We start from the raw sequence: 15990 nt of genomic DNA on the forward strand, positions 1-15990 counted from the left end.
CCTCCCCCCCGCCCCCCACCCTAACCGGCCCGTTGGTCCGGGCCGCCGGGGGGCTGTGGGTGCCCCCCAGGTTGGCTTTTTTCGGGTGGGGGGGGTTTTTGGCGCGCGGGCGGCGCGGGGCGGGCGCGGCGGCGACGGCAGCCGTCCTGCTGATTGCGCTCGGCGCCTTGATTGGCCACGCGGACGTCGCGCGTGCCGACGACGCCAAACCGGGAGATACGGAGGCGATCGGGGACATTTCAAAGACCCGGATCGCCTACGTGCTGACCGGCGAGCCGGGTGTCGATTCGATCAGCCGCGCCGGGCTCGAAGGCCTGACCCGCTTTCTTATCGAAAAAACCGCGCTCGAACCCGGAGCACCGGCCGGCGTCGACATCTCGAAGGACGAACTGTCCTTCTACCCGCTGATCTACTGGCCGATCGATCCCTCGGCCCCGACGCCGAGCGAGGCCGCCATCGCCCGCATCGACGCCTACATGCAGCAGGGCGGAACGGTCTTGTTCGACACCCGCGACCAGTTCGCCAATGGCATTGGTGCGGATTCGACCAGCCCGGCGACGGAGCGGCTGCGCGACATCCTCGGCAACCTCAACGTGCCACCGCTGGAGCCGGTGCCGTCGGACCACGTGCTGACCAAATCCTTCTATATCCTTCCGGAGTTTCCTGGCCGTTTTGCCGGCAGCCCGCTTTGGGTCGAGGCATCGCTCGAAGCCAGCAACACCGAGAACCGCCCGGTGCGCACCGGCGACGGCGTTTCTCCGATCATGATCACCGCCAATGATTTCGCCGGCGCTTGGGCCGTCGACGAGAATGGCGACCCGCTATTGCCGACGGTGCCTTCGGATCCGATGCAGCGCATCTATGCGCTGCGTGCCGGCGTCAACATTATGATGTACATGCTGACCGGCAACTACAAATCCGATCAGGTGCACGTCCCGGTGCTGCTCGAACGGCTGGGGCAATAGACCATGAACTGGTCGCTCGCCTTCGAACCGCTCATCACCTGGCCGCTGCTCGCCGTGGTTCTGGTGCCGCTGCTGCTGCTGTCCCTCGCCGGCCTTTGGTTTCGCCAGCGCGGCGCGGTCTTCCGCCTGGCAGCCCTGATTGCGCTGGCTGCGGCGCTGCTCAATCCGGTGTTCCTCGACGAAGAGCGCGAGCCGCTGAAAAGCATCGTCGCCGTCGTCGTCGATCGCAGCCAGAGCCAGGATATCGGCGACCGCACCAAGCAGACTGACGCGGCGTTGGCCGGGCTTCAGCAGCGTCTCGGCCGCTTCAAGCAGTTCGACGTCCGTGTCGTCGAAGCCGGCAAGTCCGAAGCCGCTGACGAGCGCACCGAGACGCGGTTGTTTTCCTCGCTCGAAAATGCTTTCCGCGACGTGCCGCCATCGCGCATCGGCGGCGCCATCATGATCACCGATGGCGAGGTGCATGACGCGCCGTCCGGCGCACCCGATTTCAATGCCCCGCTGCACGCGCTGATTACCGGCAACGAGCATGAAAAGGACCGTCGCATTCGCTTCGAGAATGCGCCGCGCTTCGGCCTCGTCGGCAAGCCGCTCGACATGACCTATCGCGTCATCGCCACCAACAACGAAACCGGCCCGGTCGATGTCCGCGTATCGGTCAATGGCGAGCAGGTATCGGTCGAGCACGCCAACATCGGCCAGGCGATGCCGCTGCAGGTGACCATTCCCAGCGCCGGGCGCAACATTGTCGAACTCGCCATCAACCACGAGCCGGGCGAACTCACCGACACCAACAACCGCGCCATCGCGCTGATCGACGGCATTCGCGAAAATCTGCGCGTATTGCTCGTTTCCGGCGAACCGCATGCGGGCGAGCGCACCTGGCGCAATTTGCTGAAATCCGACGCTTCGGTGGACCTCGTGCACTTCACTATCCTGCGCCCGCCGGAAAAGCAGGACGGCACGCCGATAAACGAATTGTCGCTGATCGCCTTCCCGACGCGCGAGTTGTTCGTCGAGAAGATCAAGGATTTCGACCTGATCATCTTCGACCGCTATCAGCACCGCGACGTACTGCCGATCCTCTATTACGACTATATCTCCGAATATGTCGAAAAGGGCGGCGCGCTGCTGATCGCGGCAGGCCCCGAATATGCCGGCGAAAGCTCGATCGCCCGCACGCCGCTGATGTCGGCGCTGCCGGCAATGCCGACCGGCGAGGTCATCGACAAGGCCTTCTATCCGCGCCTCACCGATACCGGCCAGCGTCATCCGGTAACGCGCGGGCTCGACGGCTCCGCGACCGAGCCGCCGCACTGGAGCCGCTGGTTCCGCACCATCGGCGTCGAGAACCCCGAGGGCGAGGTTGTGATGAAGGGCGCCGACAACCGGCCGCTGCTGCTGCTCGATCGCAAGGGCGAAGGCCGCGTCGGCATGCTTCTGTCCGACCAAGGCTGGCTGTGGGCGCGCGGCTTCGAGGGCGGCGGCCCCCATGTCCAGCTCTACCGGCGCATCGCCCACTGGCTGATGAAGGAGCCCGAACTCGAGGAAGAGCGGCTGACCGCCGACGGCCGCGGCATGGTGCTTGAAATCCGCCGCCAGACGATGAGCGACGACCCCGGCCCGGCGCAAGTCATCACGCCGTCCGGCAAGGCACTGATCGTCAGGCTCGAGAAATCCGAACCAGGCGTCTTCCTCGGCAGCGTCGAGACCAACGAAATCGGTCTCTATCAGGTCGGCAATGGCGACCTGACGGCATTGGCCCATGTCGGGCCGGTCAACGCCCCGGAATTCACCGACGTCGTCTCCACCGAGAACCGGCTGAAACCACCGGCTGAGGCAACCGGCGGCAGCGTTCGCCGGCTGGCGCCGGCCTCAGCACTTGGCACTCTCACCAGCACCGTCACGCTGCCATCCGTAGTCCCGGTCCGTTCCTCGGGCGCTGCCTCCGGCGATGATTGGATCGGCCTGCGCACCACCGACGACAGCGTACTCAAGGCCGTCTCGCGCGTGCCGCTGTTCGGCGGCTTCCTCGGCCTCGGCCTGCTGCTTCTGGCGATGGGCTCGATGTGGTACCGCGAAGGGCGGTAACGCGGTTTATCCTTCTCCCCTTGTGGGAGAAGGTTGATTGGCGCGCAGCGCCAAGACGGTTGAGGGGTGTTGGACGGAGTGCCGTCGTTGCCAAGCTGGAACACCCCTCATGCGACCGCGCTTCGCGCGGCCACCTTCTCCCACAAGGGGAGAAGGAAGAAAGCGAACCGCCCTACTCCTCCGGCTCCGTCGTGAACATCAGCGGGTAGCCCTTGGCCTTGCCGGCATCGGTTGCCCGCGCCGCCTTGGTCTCGGCGACATCCCTGGTGAAGACGGCGACAACGCAGACGCCGCGCCGGTGCGCGGTGATCATTATCCTATGCGCCTGGTCTTCGCTGAGCTTGAACTCGGACTTCAGCACCGTCACGACGAACTCGCGCGGCGTGAAATCGTCGTTGACCAGGATGACCTTGTAGAGCTTCGGCCGTTCGACCTTCGGCTTCGTGCTGGTACGGGGTTTTGTCGTGATTTCAGGCATTGGACCGGCAATTGCGTACGACAGCTTTGCGGTCATTTTGACATGGGCAAAAGCGGTCGTCCATTCAACCGCGCGCGATCGGCTTGCCGGCGAGCGCAGTTCACAAATCCGTGCCTATGTGGGAACTGCCGGCTGGCGTTCACCTGGGCGGTGTGGGCCGGGACTGGCCCTATTGTATGCACGCAACAAAAAAGACGACCGCTCCAGGCAAATCGCAACTGGAGCGGTCTTCTCATAGGGTAGAAAGATGTCGCTTGATCAGGCCTTCGGAGCTGCCTTGACCGCGTGCTTCTTGTGCTTCTTGACGGTCTTCTTGGCAGCGACCTTCTTCACGGCCTTGGCCGGCGCAGCGGTCGTCGTTGTCGTCGCAGCCGGGGTGGTGGTCGCGGCATTGGCGCTGCTGGCGCCGAGAACCGGCATCGAGACGGCCAGCGCGATGGCGAGACCGAGGGCGGAGAGGAGGGACTTTTTCATGGCTTCACTTCCTTTTTGTGCAGATCGGATTGAGTGTCACTGAACGGGATCGATCGGTGTCACTCCAAGCAGCTTCAAAGCGTTCGCGAGCATCCGGATTCCCTGTGCCTGTTTCTTGTTGGCGCAGAACCGGTTTCCCTTTCTTTGAAGTGCTTTCGCCGCGGTGACCTGCGTTGCCGCGGCATGGGTTTCGAGGGCTTCGTCAAACTGGCGGTTCAGATCGATGCAACGCTCGCTGCGGGTGGTCGCCACCTTTGCATCGGCCGCCTTTGCATTGGCCACCTTCGCATCGGCCAGTTTTGCATCGGCATGTTCGACCGCGACCGTGACGAGCGAAATGGAAAGCAACGCACCCATCAGACTGATCGAGAACCTTTGCATTGGTCTGTCCGTAATCCCGTAACGCGTGTCGCAGCCGATGACCTGACCGCCACGGCACCACTTATGCCTTTGATTTTTTTCGGCAGTTTTTCCGGATTGTAGAATTTTGTTTCTGGATTGTTTCTGGGCAGCCCGGATCGGGCCGCCGATCTCCACTGGCCAACTTATGGCCTGAATTCTATCGTCTGGCTGACAGCCGAAGCAGCGCTTGGGCGATCCACAAATGACAGGTTCCCTGTGAAATCCGACCCCCACATACTGATCGTCGACGACGACAAGGGCATTCGCGACCTGCTTCAGGAATTTTTCCAGAAGCGAGGGCTGCATACATCGGTCGCCGCCGACGGCACCGAGATGGAGACCATCCTACGCCGCGCCCAGGTCGACCTGATCGTCCTGGACGTCATGCTGCCCGGCAAGAGCGGGCTGGAGCTCTGCCGCGAGTTGCGCGCCAATTATTCGACGCCGATCATCATGCTGACCGCGGTTACCGAAACTACCGACCGCGTGGTTGGGCTGGAGATGGGTGCCGACGACTACGTGCCGAAACCCTTCGATCCGCGCGAGCTGCTCGCACGCATTCGTGCCGTCTTGAGACGCAATGGCGCCGCCGAACCGCGACGCGCGGCCTCGCGGCAGATCTACCATTTCGCCGGCTGGACGATGGACTGTTCGCGCCGCCGGCTGATGGCGCCCGGCGACGTCAGGATCGAGCTGACGATGGCCGAATTCAATCTACTGCAGACGTTCGTCAAGAGCGCGCAACGCGTACTGAGCCGCGAGCAGCTGATCGAGCTGTCCGGCGGCGACAGCGGCTACAGTTTCGACCGCAGCGTGGACATTCTGGTCAGCCGGCTGCGGCGCAAGATGGAGGATGACCCGAAAACGCCGAAGCTGATCTTGACTGTGCGCAGCGGCGGCTACCAGTTCCTGCCTGAGACGACCGCCGAATGAGACGTATTCTGCCGCAAACACTGCCGGTCTGGGTGCTGCTCATCGTCATAGCCGGCCTGCTGATCAGCCAGATCGCGACCCTCTACATCGTTTCGCGCGACCGTGCCGCCGCCAATGACGTCGTCGATCTCTATCGGCTGAACGACCGCGCCTTCTCGCTGGTACAGCTGATGCATGACGCCACCCCCGAACAGCGCAAGGCGACGGCCTCCGGCCTGTTCAACGCCACTTATGCGCTCACCGTTTCCAACACGCCCGCCGTTACTTCCTCGATAGCCGGCGACGACGAGCTGGCCGAATTGGAGGACATATTGGTCGGACGGCTATCGAAGTTCGGCATCACCGACGCGCGGGTCCGCCGCGACCCGGCAACGCACGAAGCCGACGCTCCCGGCGGGACGGTCGCCGGTCCCGATATCGGCCAGGTCGAGCGCGACCTGCTGGTGCTGGCGGCCGATTTCGCCCAGAGCGACAAGCTGACCGCTTCGCTTCGCTTTGCCGACGGCCAATGGCTGAACTTCACCGAGCCGAACACGCCGGCCGGGCCGATACTGAGCTTCGATAGCCTGCCACTCTATGCCTTGATCGCCGGGCTGGTGGTGGCTTCCTCGATCTGGTCGCTGCGCCGGCTGACGGCGCCTTACCGGATGATGGAGACCGCGGTGAAGCGGATCGGCGAGGACCTGAAGAGCCCGCCGATCGCCGAGAGCGGCAGCCGCGAGGTGCGTACCGCGGCAAAGGCGGTCAATGCCATGCAGGCAAGACTGCGCGCCTACGTCGAGGACCGCGAGCATCTTGCCGCCGCACTGGCGCACGACCTGCGCACGCCGCTGACCAGGATGCGGCTGCGCCTCGAACTGCTGAGGAATTCGTCCGTGCGCGCCGCACTGGCGCACGACCTCGCCGACATCGAAGGCATTGCCAGCTCGGTTATCGACTTCGCCACTTTCGAGGTGACCGAGGAGAAGAGCGAGAGGATCGATTTCTGGTCGCTGGTAGAATCGATCGCCGACGGCTTCGACGAGGTCTCCTTCGACAATGAGGACGCGCGCTCGCGCGGCCTGATCTGCGTCGCGCAGCCGGTCGCGCTACGGCGCTGTGTCACCAACCTCGTCCAGAACGCGGTGAACTATGGCAAGAGGGCGCATCTCAGCCTGCGTCAATCAGGCAAGACAATCACGCTGGCGATCCATGACGAGGGTCCGGGCATCCCGCAAGCCGAGCTCGACGCCGTGTTCGGCTCGTTCGTGCGCCTGGAACAGTCGCGCAGCCGTCAGACCGGCGGCCTCGGCCTCGGCTTGACCATCGCCCGCAACATCGCCCGTAGCGCCGGCGGCGAAGTCAGCCTGTCCAACCATCCCGATGGCGGCCTGATGACGGAGCTGCGCCTGCCGCTGGCGGTTTAGCTTGCGTATCGGGCTAAGCCGGCGTTCCTTCGCGCCCCCTCTGTTCTGCTGGACACCTCCTCCACAGGTGGGGAGATTGGCCGTCATCGCCGATTTCGCCAATTACAAACGTTGGAATGTGAGAGCCGTCCGCGAAGCCGCCGATCTCCCCCCAAGTGGGAGAGATGTCCGACAGGACAGAGGGGGCGCGACAGAACTCGGCGTTTGGTCTTGGTTCTCTCCCCAAGGAGAAAAACTATCTTCGCAGCACCGCGCTCAACACATCCCTGACGCCGATGGCGCCGACGAAGCGCGACTGCTCGTCGAATAGCGCGACGGGTGCGGTCTGCGAGCGATGCATGGCCAGCATCACGGTCTTCAGCGAGGTGCCGGGATTGGCCCAGAATACCTGAGCCGTCTCCTCCGGCTGGGCTTCGACATCGGCGCAGGACACCCAGACCGCCGGCTTGCCGTCGCGCTCGGCCGCCGCCACCAGCCCATGCTCGTCGATCTTGAAACGCGTCGTCCTGCGCCGGTCGAGCCACACCCAGCCGTTCTCGCCATGTTCGAGGTCGCGTCGGTCGCGCATGACGTTCCACGCGGTCAGCACCGAGAGCGGGTTCACATTGGCGATGAAGTCGCGGACATAGTCGTTGGCGGGCCGCAGCACGATGTCTTCCGGCGCGCCTGTTTGCACGATGCGCCCGCCTTCCATGATGGTGATATGGGTGCCGATCTTCAGCGCCTCCTCGAGGTCGTGGCTGACGAAGATGATGGTCTTCTTCAGCTCGGCCTGGAGCTGCAGCAACTCGTCCTGCAGCTTGGTCCGGATCAGCGGATCGAGCGCCGAGAACGGCTCGTCCATGAGCAGGATCGGCGCCTCGGTGGCAAAGGCGCGCGCCAGGCCGACGCGCTGCTGCATGCCGCCGGACAGCTCATGCGCATATTTCTTCGACCACTGGTCGAGATGAACCAGCTTCAGTTGCCTGTTCACCCGCTCCTTGCGCTCGGCTTCGGGTACGCCGGCGAGCTCGAGGCCAAGGCCGACATTCTCCTCCACCGTGCGCCACGGCAGCAGGCCGAACTGCTGGAACACCATCGCCACCTGTTTCTGCCGCAGCCGCCGAAGCGTCGCCTCGTCGCAGGTGACGACGTCGACCGTGCCGTCGCCATCCTTGACCAGCACCTGGCCGCGCGAGACGACGTTCAGCCGGTTGACGGCTCTGAGCAGCGTCGATTTGCCGGAGCCGGAAAGCCCCATCAGCACCGAGATCTCGCCCTCGTTCACGGTGAGGCTGGCGCCGGCGCAGCCCAGTACGTTGCCGGTTTTTTCGAGGATCTCGGCTCGGGTGGCACCACTGTCGATCAGCGCCAGCGAGCCTGCCTGGTCGGCGCCGAAGACGATGTCGACATTCCTGAAATCGACGGCGACGGTCATTTCTTGCCTCCCACGCCGATGCGCGTCATCCGGTCGAGCACGATGGCGAGCACGACGATGGCGAGCCCTGCCTCAAGCCCGAGGTCGATCCTGCGCGAACCGAGCGCCCGGTTGATTTCCGTACCGAGGCCGCCGGCGCCGATCAGGGCGGCGAACACCACCATCGACAGCGACAGCATGATCGACTGGGTCAGCCCAGCCATGATGGTCGGCAGCGCTGAAGGCAGCTCGACCTTCCACAGCAGCTGGCGCTTGGTGGCGCCGAATGCCTCGCCCGCCTCGACGATCGATTTCGGCACCGAGGTGACGCCGAGATGGGTGAGCCGAACCGAGGTCGGGATGACGAAGATGATGGTGACGATCAGGCCGGGCGCGTTGCCGAGGCCGAACAGGGTCAGCACCGGGATCAGGTAGACGAAGGTCGGCAATGTCTGCATCAGGTCGAGCACCGGCAGCATGACGCGATACACCTTCGGCTTGTGCGCGGCCCAGATGCCGAGCGGCACGCCGATGGCCATCGACACGGCGGCGGCGGCGACCACCAGCACCAGCGTCTCCACCGTCTGCTTCCACAGGTTCTGGTTGAGGATGAACAGCAATCCGATGAATACCGCCAAAGCCAGGCCTTTCGAGCGCTGCAGGAAATAGGCGAGCAGAGCGATCAGCGCGATCAGCAGAACCGGCGGCAGCAACAGCAGCCCGTCGACGATGCCGTCGAGCAGGAAGTTGAGGCTGTTGGAAAAAGCCCTGAAGATGGTGTCGAAATTGTCGGTGAGAAAGCCGAAAAACGCCTTCCCCCATGCCCCGATGGGAATCTTGTAACTGACCAGGAATTTGGAGATCGGATCCATCTAGCCCCTCTTCTGCCGGCGCCGTCCTTCGCCGGACGGTCATCTTGTCACAGGATACGAAAAAGGGCAGCCATTTCTACCGTGGCTGCCCCTTGTCTCGTCATGCCAGATGGTCGGGTCAGCTTCCGAGCGCCGTTTTCACCGCAGCCGCCGCATCGCCGCCGTCGAAGGTGGTGACGCCGGCGATCCAGGGAGCGACCGCGTCCGGGTGCTTCTTCAGCCAGTCGGTCGCGACCGTATTGGCATCGCCGCCCTTCAGGATCGCGTCCATCATCTCGCCTTCCATGTCGAGGTTGAACTTCAGATTGGCGATGAACTTGCCGGCGTTCGGGCATTCGCTCATGTAGCCCTTGCGTACATTGGTATGCACGGTGGCAGCACCAAAGCCGCTATCTCCCATCCCCTCGAGGTAGGTGATCTTCATGGCGCCCATCACCGGATGCGGCGTCCAGCCGAGGAAGGCGATCCATTCATTGTTCTTCATCGACTGCTCGGCCTGGGTGAGCATGCCGGCCTCGGAAGATTCGACCAGTTCGAAGCCTTCGAGATTGGTCTTCGGATCCTTGATCATGTCGAGGATGATGCGGTTGCCGTCATTGCCGGCCTCGATGCCGTAGATCTTGCCGTCGAACTTGTCCTTGAACTTGCCGAGATCGGTCAGCGTCTTGACACCGGCATCGGCGACATAGGTCGGAACGACGATGCCGTAGCCGGCACCGCTGAGATTTTCGCTGACGGTCTCGACCGAGCCTTCGGCGGCATAGTCCTTGATGTCGTTGGTCATCGACGGCATCCAGTTTCCGAGGAACACGTCAAGGTCTTTGTTCTTCAGCGACGCATAGGTCACCGGCACCGAAAGCTGGATCACCTGCGGCTCGTAGCCGAGCGCCGTGAGCAGCACCGAAGCGACGCCGGTGGTCGCCTGGATGTCGGTCCAGCCGACATCGGACAGCCGCACCGTCTTGCAGCTTTCCGGATCGCCGGCGAAGGCCCCAGTCGTGGATAGAAAAGCCGCCAGGCCGAGGCCGGCGACGAATGAACTCATACGCGACATGAAAATTCTCCCATTTCAGTTCTCGGTGAAGCGAAGCGACGGTTTATCTCCGCCTTTGTTCCGTCAGCCAAACATCATTCTGCTGCGGTTTCAAGCACTAAGGCAATCACGAACAACGGCGCAGGCTGGCCGATCAGCGACACGCCCGCCGCTTTCCGGATGGAAGTCGTCTTTTCCCGGTGGAATGTAGGCGCTCCCCCTCCCCGCTTTGTTGCAACTCGGCTTAAAAGGACGGTATGGCCAAGCTGTACTTCCATTATGCGACGATGAATGCCGGCAAGACGACGATGCTGTTGCAGGCCTCGTACAATTACCGCGAGCGCGGCATGACGACGATGCTGTTCATCGCCGGCCACTACCGCAAGGGCGATACCGGGCTGATCTCGTCGCGCATCGGCCTGGAGACGGAAGCCGAGATGTTCCGCGACGGCGACGACCTGTTCGCCCGGGTCGCCGAGCATCACGACCACGCCACGGTCCATTGCGTCTTCATCGATGAGGCGCAGTTCCTCGAAGAGGAGCAAGTCTGGCAACTCGCCCGCATCGCCGACCGGCTGAACATCCCGGTCATGTGCTACGGCCTGCGCACCGATTTCCAGGGCAAGCTGTTTTCCGGATCGCGCACCCTGCTGGCAATCGCCGACGACCTGCGCGAGGTGCGCACCATCTGCCGTTGCGGCCGCAAGGCGACGATGGTGGTGCGCCTCGGCGCCGACGGCAAGGTGGCGAAACAGGGCGAACAGGTGGCGATCGGCAAGGATGTCTATGTCTCGCTCTGCCGCCGCCATTGGGAAGAGGAAATGGGCCGCGCCGTGCCCGACGATTTCATCGGCTTCACCAGAACCTGACCAGCGCTATTGCCTTCATCCGACCTCCCGGCCGACATTCGTTCGCCAATCGCGCCATCGTGTGGCGCTTGTTTAAGGCCTGCTTCCTATTTCAGAACCTCTCAGCCAGAGCCGTCGGGGAGTTCCCATGCTTCGAGCCATTTCGTCTGCCGCTGCTTTCCTCATCGCCGGCGCTCTTGCCGCGCATGCCGACGGCGATGCCGCTCTCGGCAAGAAAGTCTTCAACAGATGCGTGGCCTGTCATGAGGCAACGAGCGACCACGACAAGGTCGGCCCGCATCTGCTGGGTGTCGTCGGCCGCACCGCCGGCACCGCGGACAGTTATCTCAGCCGCTACTCGCAGGGGATGAAGGACGCCGGCGCCGCCGGCCTGGTCTGGGACGAAGCAATCCTCGCCGAATACCTGCGCGCGCCGCGGCAGAAGGTCCCCGGCAACAAAATGGCCTTCTCCGGCCTGACCAGCGACGACGACATCGCCAATGTCATCGCCTACCTCAAGGCCGATCCCAAGCCCTGAGCGTCGCTCCCCGACCTAAAGTCCAGCCGCGGTTGAAGCGGTGTCTGACCGGACGGCGGTTACACCGTAATCATTGCCTGACTATCCTGCGGTCGGCCTCCTGAAATTCTTTTGTTTTCCTGTAATCCCATGTCTTCCGTCTTTCATTCGCCAAACCCGGCACATATATTCGCGGCGGTTTGCGAAACGAAACCGATGCCGAAGCGGGAGGCCCCAATGGCGACATTGCAGAATTTCGACGCCGAGATTGCCAAGACCAAGCAGGTCGTTGAGGACATGCGCACCAAGATCGAGCAGTCCGGTACTGTGCTCGACACGCTCGCCACCGCCGACAAGAAGATCGGCGACGCCAATTTCGACATCGAGAATGCCCGCATCGAGGACGTGCTGAAGCAGCAGAAGGTGATGGAAGGCAATATCGCCGACCTGATTATCGGCCTCGAGGACGCCACCAACGTCTTCGGCGCCGAATTCGAGAGCATGAAGAACTACACCGGCTGGGAAAATTTCGTCGGTGTCTTCTCCAGCCAGCGCAAGCAGCGCCTGCGCACCGACCGCGTCCGCAACATGTCGCTGGCCGGCAATCTGCAGGAGCTGCTGGCGAAATCCGACAGCATCGTCGGCATCCTCAAGGCGCAGAAGCAGGTTCTCGACACGCGCTACAAGACCTCCGAGGCCAGCCTGTCGCAGGTGATCGAGCGCCGCAAGACCACCATGTCCAATCTCGAGACCGTGCAGAAACGCATCGAAGAACTCAACCCGATGCTGCTCGACATCGAGAACAAGATCGCCGCCTCGACCAGCCAGAAGGAGCGCACGCAGCTTGAAGGCGAACGCTCGAAACTGGCCACGGAATACAACGAAAAGCAGGCCAAGGAGCAGGAATTGCTGGCCGAAAGCCAGACGCTGGAGCGCTACACCTCGATGTTCCAGACCTTCGTCGATTCCCTCAACAACCAGATCGCGGCGCAATCGACGCTGATCAACAAACTGACCATCGATACCGAGCAGCGCATCGTTCTGTACAAGGCGCTGGAAGATTCGCTGAAGACCGCCGCCCAACAGGATGTCGCCCACAAGATCAACACGCTGGGCAGCCAGGTCGACAATACCGCCGAAGAGACCATGGCCGGCATTGGTGCCGCCTCGCAAAAGCACATCGGCGATCTGCTTGAAATGCACGAGAAAAACATGGTCGCCACCGCCGACATCCAGCGCCGCAAGAAGCTCGCCGACGATGCCTTCGCCCGCCGCTTCGACGATGTGATGAAGAAGCACAATTCGGCAAATTACGTGCAGTCGTAATTGCTGCACGTGCACTGCTCCCAAGGGCTGGCAGCATGACCCCCGAAAACGAAGCTGCGGCGCGTTATTTCTCGGCGATCGCGGCGGCACTTGGCGGCCTCGAAGTGTTCATGCGCGACGATCGCTCGCCGCTCTACCGGCACGGCATCGTCGCCAAGGTCGTCGCCGAATATATTGCGCGGCTCGACAAGTCGTTCTCGTGCTGGCGCAACCGGCTGGGCTTCACCGAGACGTTCCGCATCTCGCGCGCCGAAAGCGGTTTTCCGGTCTTCCAGAACCTGCTCGAGTTGGAGAACGACCGGCTCCAGGCCGATGCGCGACTCGCCAACCTTCCGCTGGCCGATGAGCTGCGCGAGGAAATGGCGGACTTCATCCTGCGCCACAAGGAATTTCCCGAAGCACTGCAGAAGTCGATGGCCGAGCGGCTTTACCTCGAGGACGTCAAGAGCGAGACTACCTTCGGCCCGTTCACGCTGGCCCAGACGGTCAAGGTGTCGGTCAATCCGAAGACGTTGCGCCCCTATTATCTGGTCCACTGGGCCTGCTTCGACGGCAGCGCCAACCTGCCGCTTGTCTATATGGTGACGGTCGAGGATTCCTCGGACGACATGATCCGGCAGCTTGTCGACTCCAGCGGCAAACTTAATGAGAGGATCGACATTCCGCTGCCGGTCGACGGCTTGCTCAATCCCGAGCTTGCCCACCGTTTCGACGATTTCACCGAAAAGAATTCCGCCTACGCGCTGTCGCCGGCGACCATCGCGGTCAACCTCGACAAGGATTTCGAGCCGCTGCATCCCAAGCAACTGCGTCGCGTCGTGCTCGGCCCGTTCTATTCTGCAGGGATTACCGACAACAATTCGACGGTGAGCGAAGTGCTGGCCAAGGTGCGCAAGCCGGAAAACGCCTGGCTGCTGACCTGGACCATCCAGGAGGTCTTTTCCAAGGCCGAAAAGCCAGGCCGCAAGGGGCTGTTTTCGAGCGAAAAGACGACACAGGAATTCTTCATCAATACCGACGATCTCGAGGCCGCGCGGCAAGGCGTGTCGAGCTATGAGAACCATGCGCTGATTCCGCACGAGGCCTATCAGGCGCTCTATGCCGCCGGCGAGGCGCAGAAGATCTTTTCGGGCTACAAGGTCCACATCCTGTCCAAAGGGCAGGTCATCAGCGACGTCTGACCGTCAAATCGCGGAGCATCCTCCATGGACACCGGCCTGACCACCATCCCGGAAGCGGCAATTGAAAAGCACCGTGCCACTGCGCAAAGTTTCATCACTCGCATCGTCGTGCTGGAGGACCCATCGCGCGAGTCCGGCACCGCGCTTGCCGGCACCAACCGCCGCTTCGTCTCTACCGTCTCGGTCGGCTCGGTGCGCCGCACGCGCGAGGTCGAGCTCTCCAAAACCGTCGCCGCCGTCCATTCCGACGACCAGTTGCTGACCATCCCGCAGCACACGCTGTTGTTTCGCGCCCGGCGCGGCACAGCGATAGCGCTGGCCATATCGGATGTCTTCGCCGAGGGCTCGGACCTCGAAAGTCTGCAGGCGAAAAACGCCCGCTCGCCGCTCGAAGGCGATGAAGCTGCCACCTTCAAGAAGCTGCTGTCGGCCTCTGCCTACATCTCCGCCTTCAGCCTTGCCTCCTATTTGTTCCAGCTGATCGACAGCGACGGCGAGGCGCCGAACGACACGCCCGAGCCGGACTTTCTGTTCGACACGCCACAGGATGCGGTGAAGTCGATCGTGGCCGGGCTCGACAGGGCGATAGCAGGTTCGAAGGACGATGCCGACCTGATGACCCGCGCCCGCGCCTTTGCCCGCGTCGCCATCGACGGGCTGTTGGCGCGAAAGGGCCGCTTCGACGGCATCGGTCCGTTCGAGAACGCGCATATCCGCATCGACGTCGACGATTTTACCCTTGACGGCTTCGACGTCGCGCCGGGTAAGCGGGCAAAGCCGCTGGTGATGACCTTCAAAAAACCGGAAGAGGTCGTCGGCAACCACATCGCCAAATACCAGTCAGTCAAGCTTGCCAAGATGCTGATGGCCTACGACTTCGAGCGCGAGCTGAACCCGTTCGTCGAGCTCGGCGGCTTCCTGTTCACCTTTATCGGCGATGGCGCGCCCGGCACCGGCAAGACAACCTTGATCCAGATGATCGCCGGTCTTCTCAATGGTTATTGCCAGGTCGCCGGCTATCCCTTCGCTTACGAGAATTTCGGCGTCGACCAGATCTCCTCCTACCAGGGCAAGTCGGGCCAGAACTGCCGACAGTTCATCAACAATGTGCTGAACCCGCGCGTCATCGGCTTCGGCACCATCGACGATATCGACCAGGTGGCGGCACGCCGGTCCGACGACCGCGCCTCGGCCGGCCAGCAGGAAATCACCGGCGTCCTGATGGACGCCTTTGGAGGTGCGGCGACCGTGGTGCGCGGCAATTGCTCGTTCGGCATGTTTTCCAACTATCCCGAGAACGTCGACGACGCATTGCGCCAGCGCGCCGGCGCGCGCTGGCTGGTCGATGGCCCGCAGAGCCGCGACGACTACATCGACATCTTCGTTCTGCTCGCCGGCAAGAACCACAAGATCCCGCTCGGCGAGCACAAGCTCTACGCTGCCCAGGAAATCCAGCGCGCGGTGATGGAAGCCTACGAGGAGCATGAAAAGCCGCAGGAAGACGGGCTGATAAAGGTCTATGAGCGCTACATGAAGGAAAACGGCGCGCCGAAGACGATGGCTGACATCGGCACCTATCTGCACTTGATCAAGGATGCCGAGCCGCGCTTTACCGGCCGCGCCATCAAGAACGTTACCGATGCCATCAAGATGCGCGCCATGGACATCGAATTGCCGGACGAGTGGTTCGAAAAGCCGGAAGCCTTCATGCACAAGGGTTACGACGACAAGAAAGCGATGATCGAGGAGCTGCGCGGGCCATTCTCGATGGACATGGTCATGCAGGAGATCAACCGCTATGCGGATTCCGAATTCCGCTATTCCGACAAGTCCGATGATGCGGCGGTGACCAAGATGATCCGCGACACCCGTCTGCGGGAGCGTGCCGTCCGCGAGATCGAGGGGTTGAAGAAAAAGGGGCTGTGGAATGCGTGAGATGCGCCGACGCCACCTTCTCCCCTTGTGGGAGAAGGTGGCGTCGAAGGCGACGGATGAGGGGTATTCGTCAAGCTGGAACACCCCTCATCCGACCGAGCTTCGCTCGGCCACCTTCTCCCACGAGGGGAGA

Annotated in this window: 15 protein-coding genes; 9 read left to right on the forward strand and 6 right to left on the reverse strand. The window is 62.7% G+C overall.

The window, feature by feature from the left end:
- Positions 1-965, forward strand: a 965-nt coding sequence (locus NKH41_RS28560; protein ID WP_352935155.1) for a DUF4159 domain-containing protein, incomplete at its 5' end; no start/stop codon positions are given.
- A 3-nt stretch (positions 966-968) separates the two neighbouring features.
- The gene (locus NKH41_RS28565; RefSeq protein ID WP_352770908.1) at positions 969-3056 is read left to right on the forward strand and encodes a hypothetical protein; all 2088 of its coding nucleotides are present in this window, start codon (positions 969-971) and stop codon (positions 3054-3056) included.
- Positions 3057-3228: 172 nt separating this feature from the next.
- Here the strand turns inward: NKH41_RS28565 and clpS are convergent, their stop codons facing one another.
- The 3 genes from clpS to NKH41_RS28580 all read right to left on the reverse strand — a co-directional run bounded on the left by clpS (position 3229) and on the right by NKH41_RS28580 (position 4389).
- Complete coding sequence (gene clpS / locus NKH41_RS28570; RefSeq protein ID WP_352540995.1) at positions 3229-3534, reverse strand: ATP-dependent Clp protease adapter ClpS; 306 nt, start codon at positions 3532-3534, stop codon at positions 3229-3231.
- 258 nt (positions 3535-3792) lie between these two features.
- Positions 3793-4008 carry a hypothetical protein gene (locus NKH41_RS28575; protein ID WP_352450529.1) on the reverse strand — a complete coding sequence of 72 codons (216 nt, stop codon included), beginning with the start codon at positions 4006-4008 and terminating at the stop codon, positions 3793-3795.
- Between the two features lie 36 nt (positions 4009-4044).
- Positions 4045-4389, reverse strand: coding sequence for a hypothetical protein (locus NKH41_RS28580; RefSeq protein ID WP_352469825.1), 345 nt, complete (start codon positions 4387-4389; stop codon positions 4045-4047).
- Between the two features lie 237 nt (positions 4390-4626).
- On the opposite strand from NKH41_RS28580, the gene NKH41_RS28585 reads away from it, so the two are divergent.
- Together NKH41_RS28585 and NKH41_RS28590 are read left to right on the forward strand one after the other, a co-directional pair.
- On the forward strand, positions 4627-5343 hold the full coding sequence (locus NKH41_RS28585; RefSeq protein WP_352469721.1) for a response regulator: 717 nt from the start codon (positions 4627-4629) through the stop codon (positions 5341-5343).
- On the forward strand, positions 5340-6749 hold the full coding sequence (locus NKH41_RS28590; RefSeq protein ID WP_352770906.1) for an ATP-binding protein: 1410 nt from the start codon (positions 5340-5342) through the stop codon (positions 6747-6749). The genes NKH41_RS28585 and NKH41_RS28590 overlap by 4 nt, the downstream gene beginning before the upstream one ends.
- 235 nt (positions 6750-6984) lie before the next feature.
- Here the strand turns inward: NKH41_RS28590 and choV are convergent, their stop codons facing one another.
- The 3 genes from choV to NKH41_RS28605 all read right to left on the reverse strand — a co-directional run bounded on the left by choV (position 6985) and on the right by NKH41_RS28605 (position 10071).
- Positions 6985-8166, reverse strand: a complete 1182-nt coding sequence (gene choV, locus NKH41_RS28595) for a choline ABC transporter ATP-binding protein (protein WP_352540993.1) — start codon at positions 8164-8166, stop codon at positions 6985-6987.
- On the reverse strand, positions 8163-9017 hold the full coding sequence (gene choW, locus NKH41_RS28600; RefSeq protein WP_254819158.1) for a choline ABC transporter permease subunit: 855 nt from the start codon (positions 9015-9017) through the stop codon (positions 8163-8165). The genes choV and choW overlap by 4 nt, the downstream gene beginning before the upstream one ends.
- A 118-nt stretch (positions 9018-9135) precedes the next feature.
- A complete protein-coding gene (locus tag NKH41_RS28605; protein WP_292660734.1) occupies positions 9136-10071 on the reverse strand; it encodes a choline ABC transporter substrate-binding protein in 936 nt (311 codons plus the stop codon).
- Between the two features lie 236 nt (positions 10072-10307).
- Here NKH41_RS28605 and NKH41_RS28610 point away from each other — a divergent pair, with 236 nt between their 5' ends.
- The 5 genes from NKH41_RS28610 (at position 10308) to NKH41_RS28630 (ending at position 15857) form a co-directional block, all read left to right on the forward strand.
- Positions 10308-10919: a thymidine kinase gene (locus NKH41_RS28610; RefSeq protein WP_352770904.1), complete on the forward strand. Its 612-nt coding sequence runs from the start codon at positions 10308-10310 to the stop codon at positions 10917-10919.
- A 127-nt stretch (positions 10920-11046) separates the two neighbouring features.
- Entirely contained in the window at positions 11047-11436 is a 390-nt protein-coding gene (locus tag NKH41_RS28615; protein ID WP_352770902.1) for a c-type cytochrome, read from the forward strand.
- 216 nt (positions 11437-11652) lie between these two features.
- On the forward strand, positions 11653-12741 hold the full coding sequence (locus NKH41_RS28620; RefSeq protein ID WP_352935159.1) for a hypothetical protein: 1089 nt from the start codon (positions 11653-11655) through the stop codon (positions 12739-12741).
- Between the two features lie 35 nt (positions 12742-12776).
- Positions 12777-13922 carry a hypothetical protein gene (locus NKH41_RS28625; RefSeq protein WP_352488971.1) on the forward strand — a complete coding sequence of 382 codons (1146 nt, stop codon included), beginning with the start codon at positions 12777-12779 and terminating at the stop codon, positions 13920-13922.
- A 24-nt stretch (positions 13923-13946) separates the two neighbouring features.
- Positions 13947-15857 (forward strand): AAA family ATPase, encoded by a 1911-nt coding sequence (locus NKH41_RS28630; protein ID WP_352770900.1) that lies wholly within the window; start codon positions 13947-13949, stop codon positions 15855-15857.
- The last annotated feature ends 133 nt before the right edge of the window (positions 15858-15990 follow it).

It is taken from the genome of Mesorhizobium sp. M1169, assembly GCF_040318345.1.
In the GTDB taxonomy this organism is placed as follows: domain Bacteria; phylum Pseudomonadota; class Alphaproteobacteria; order Rhizobiales; family Rhizobiaceae; genus Mesorhizobium.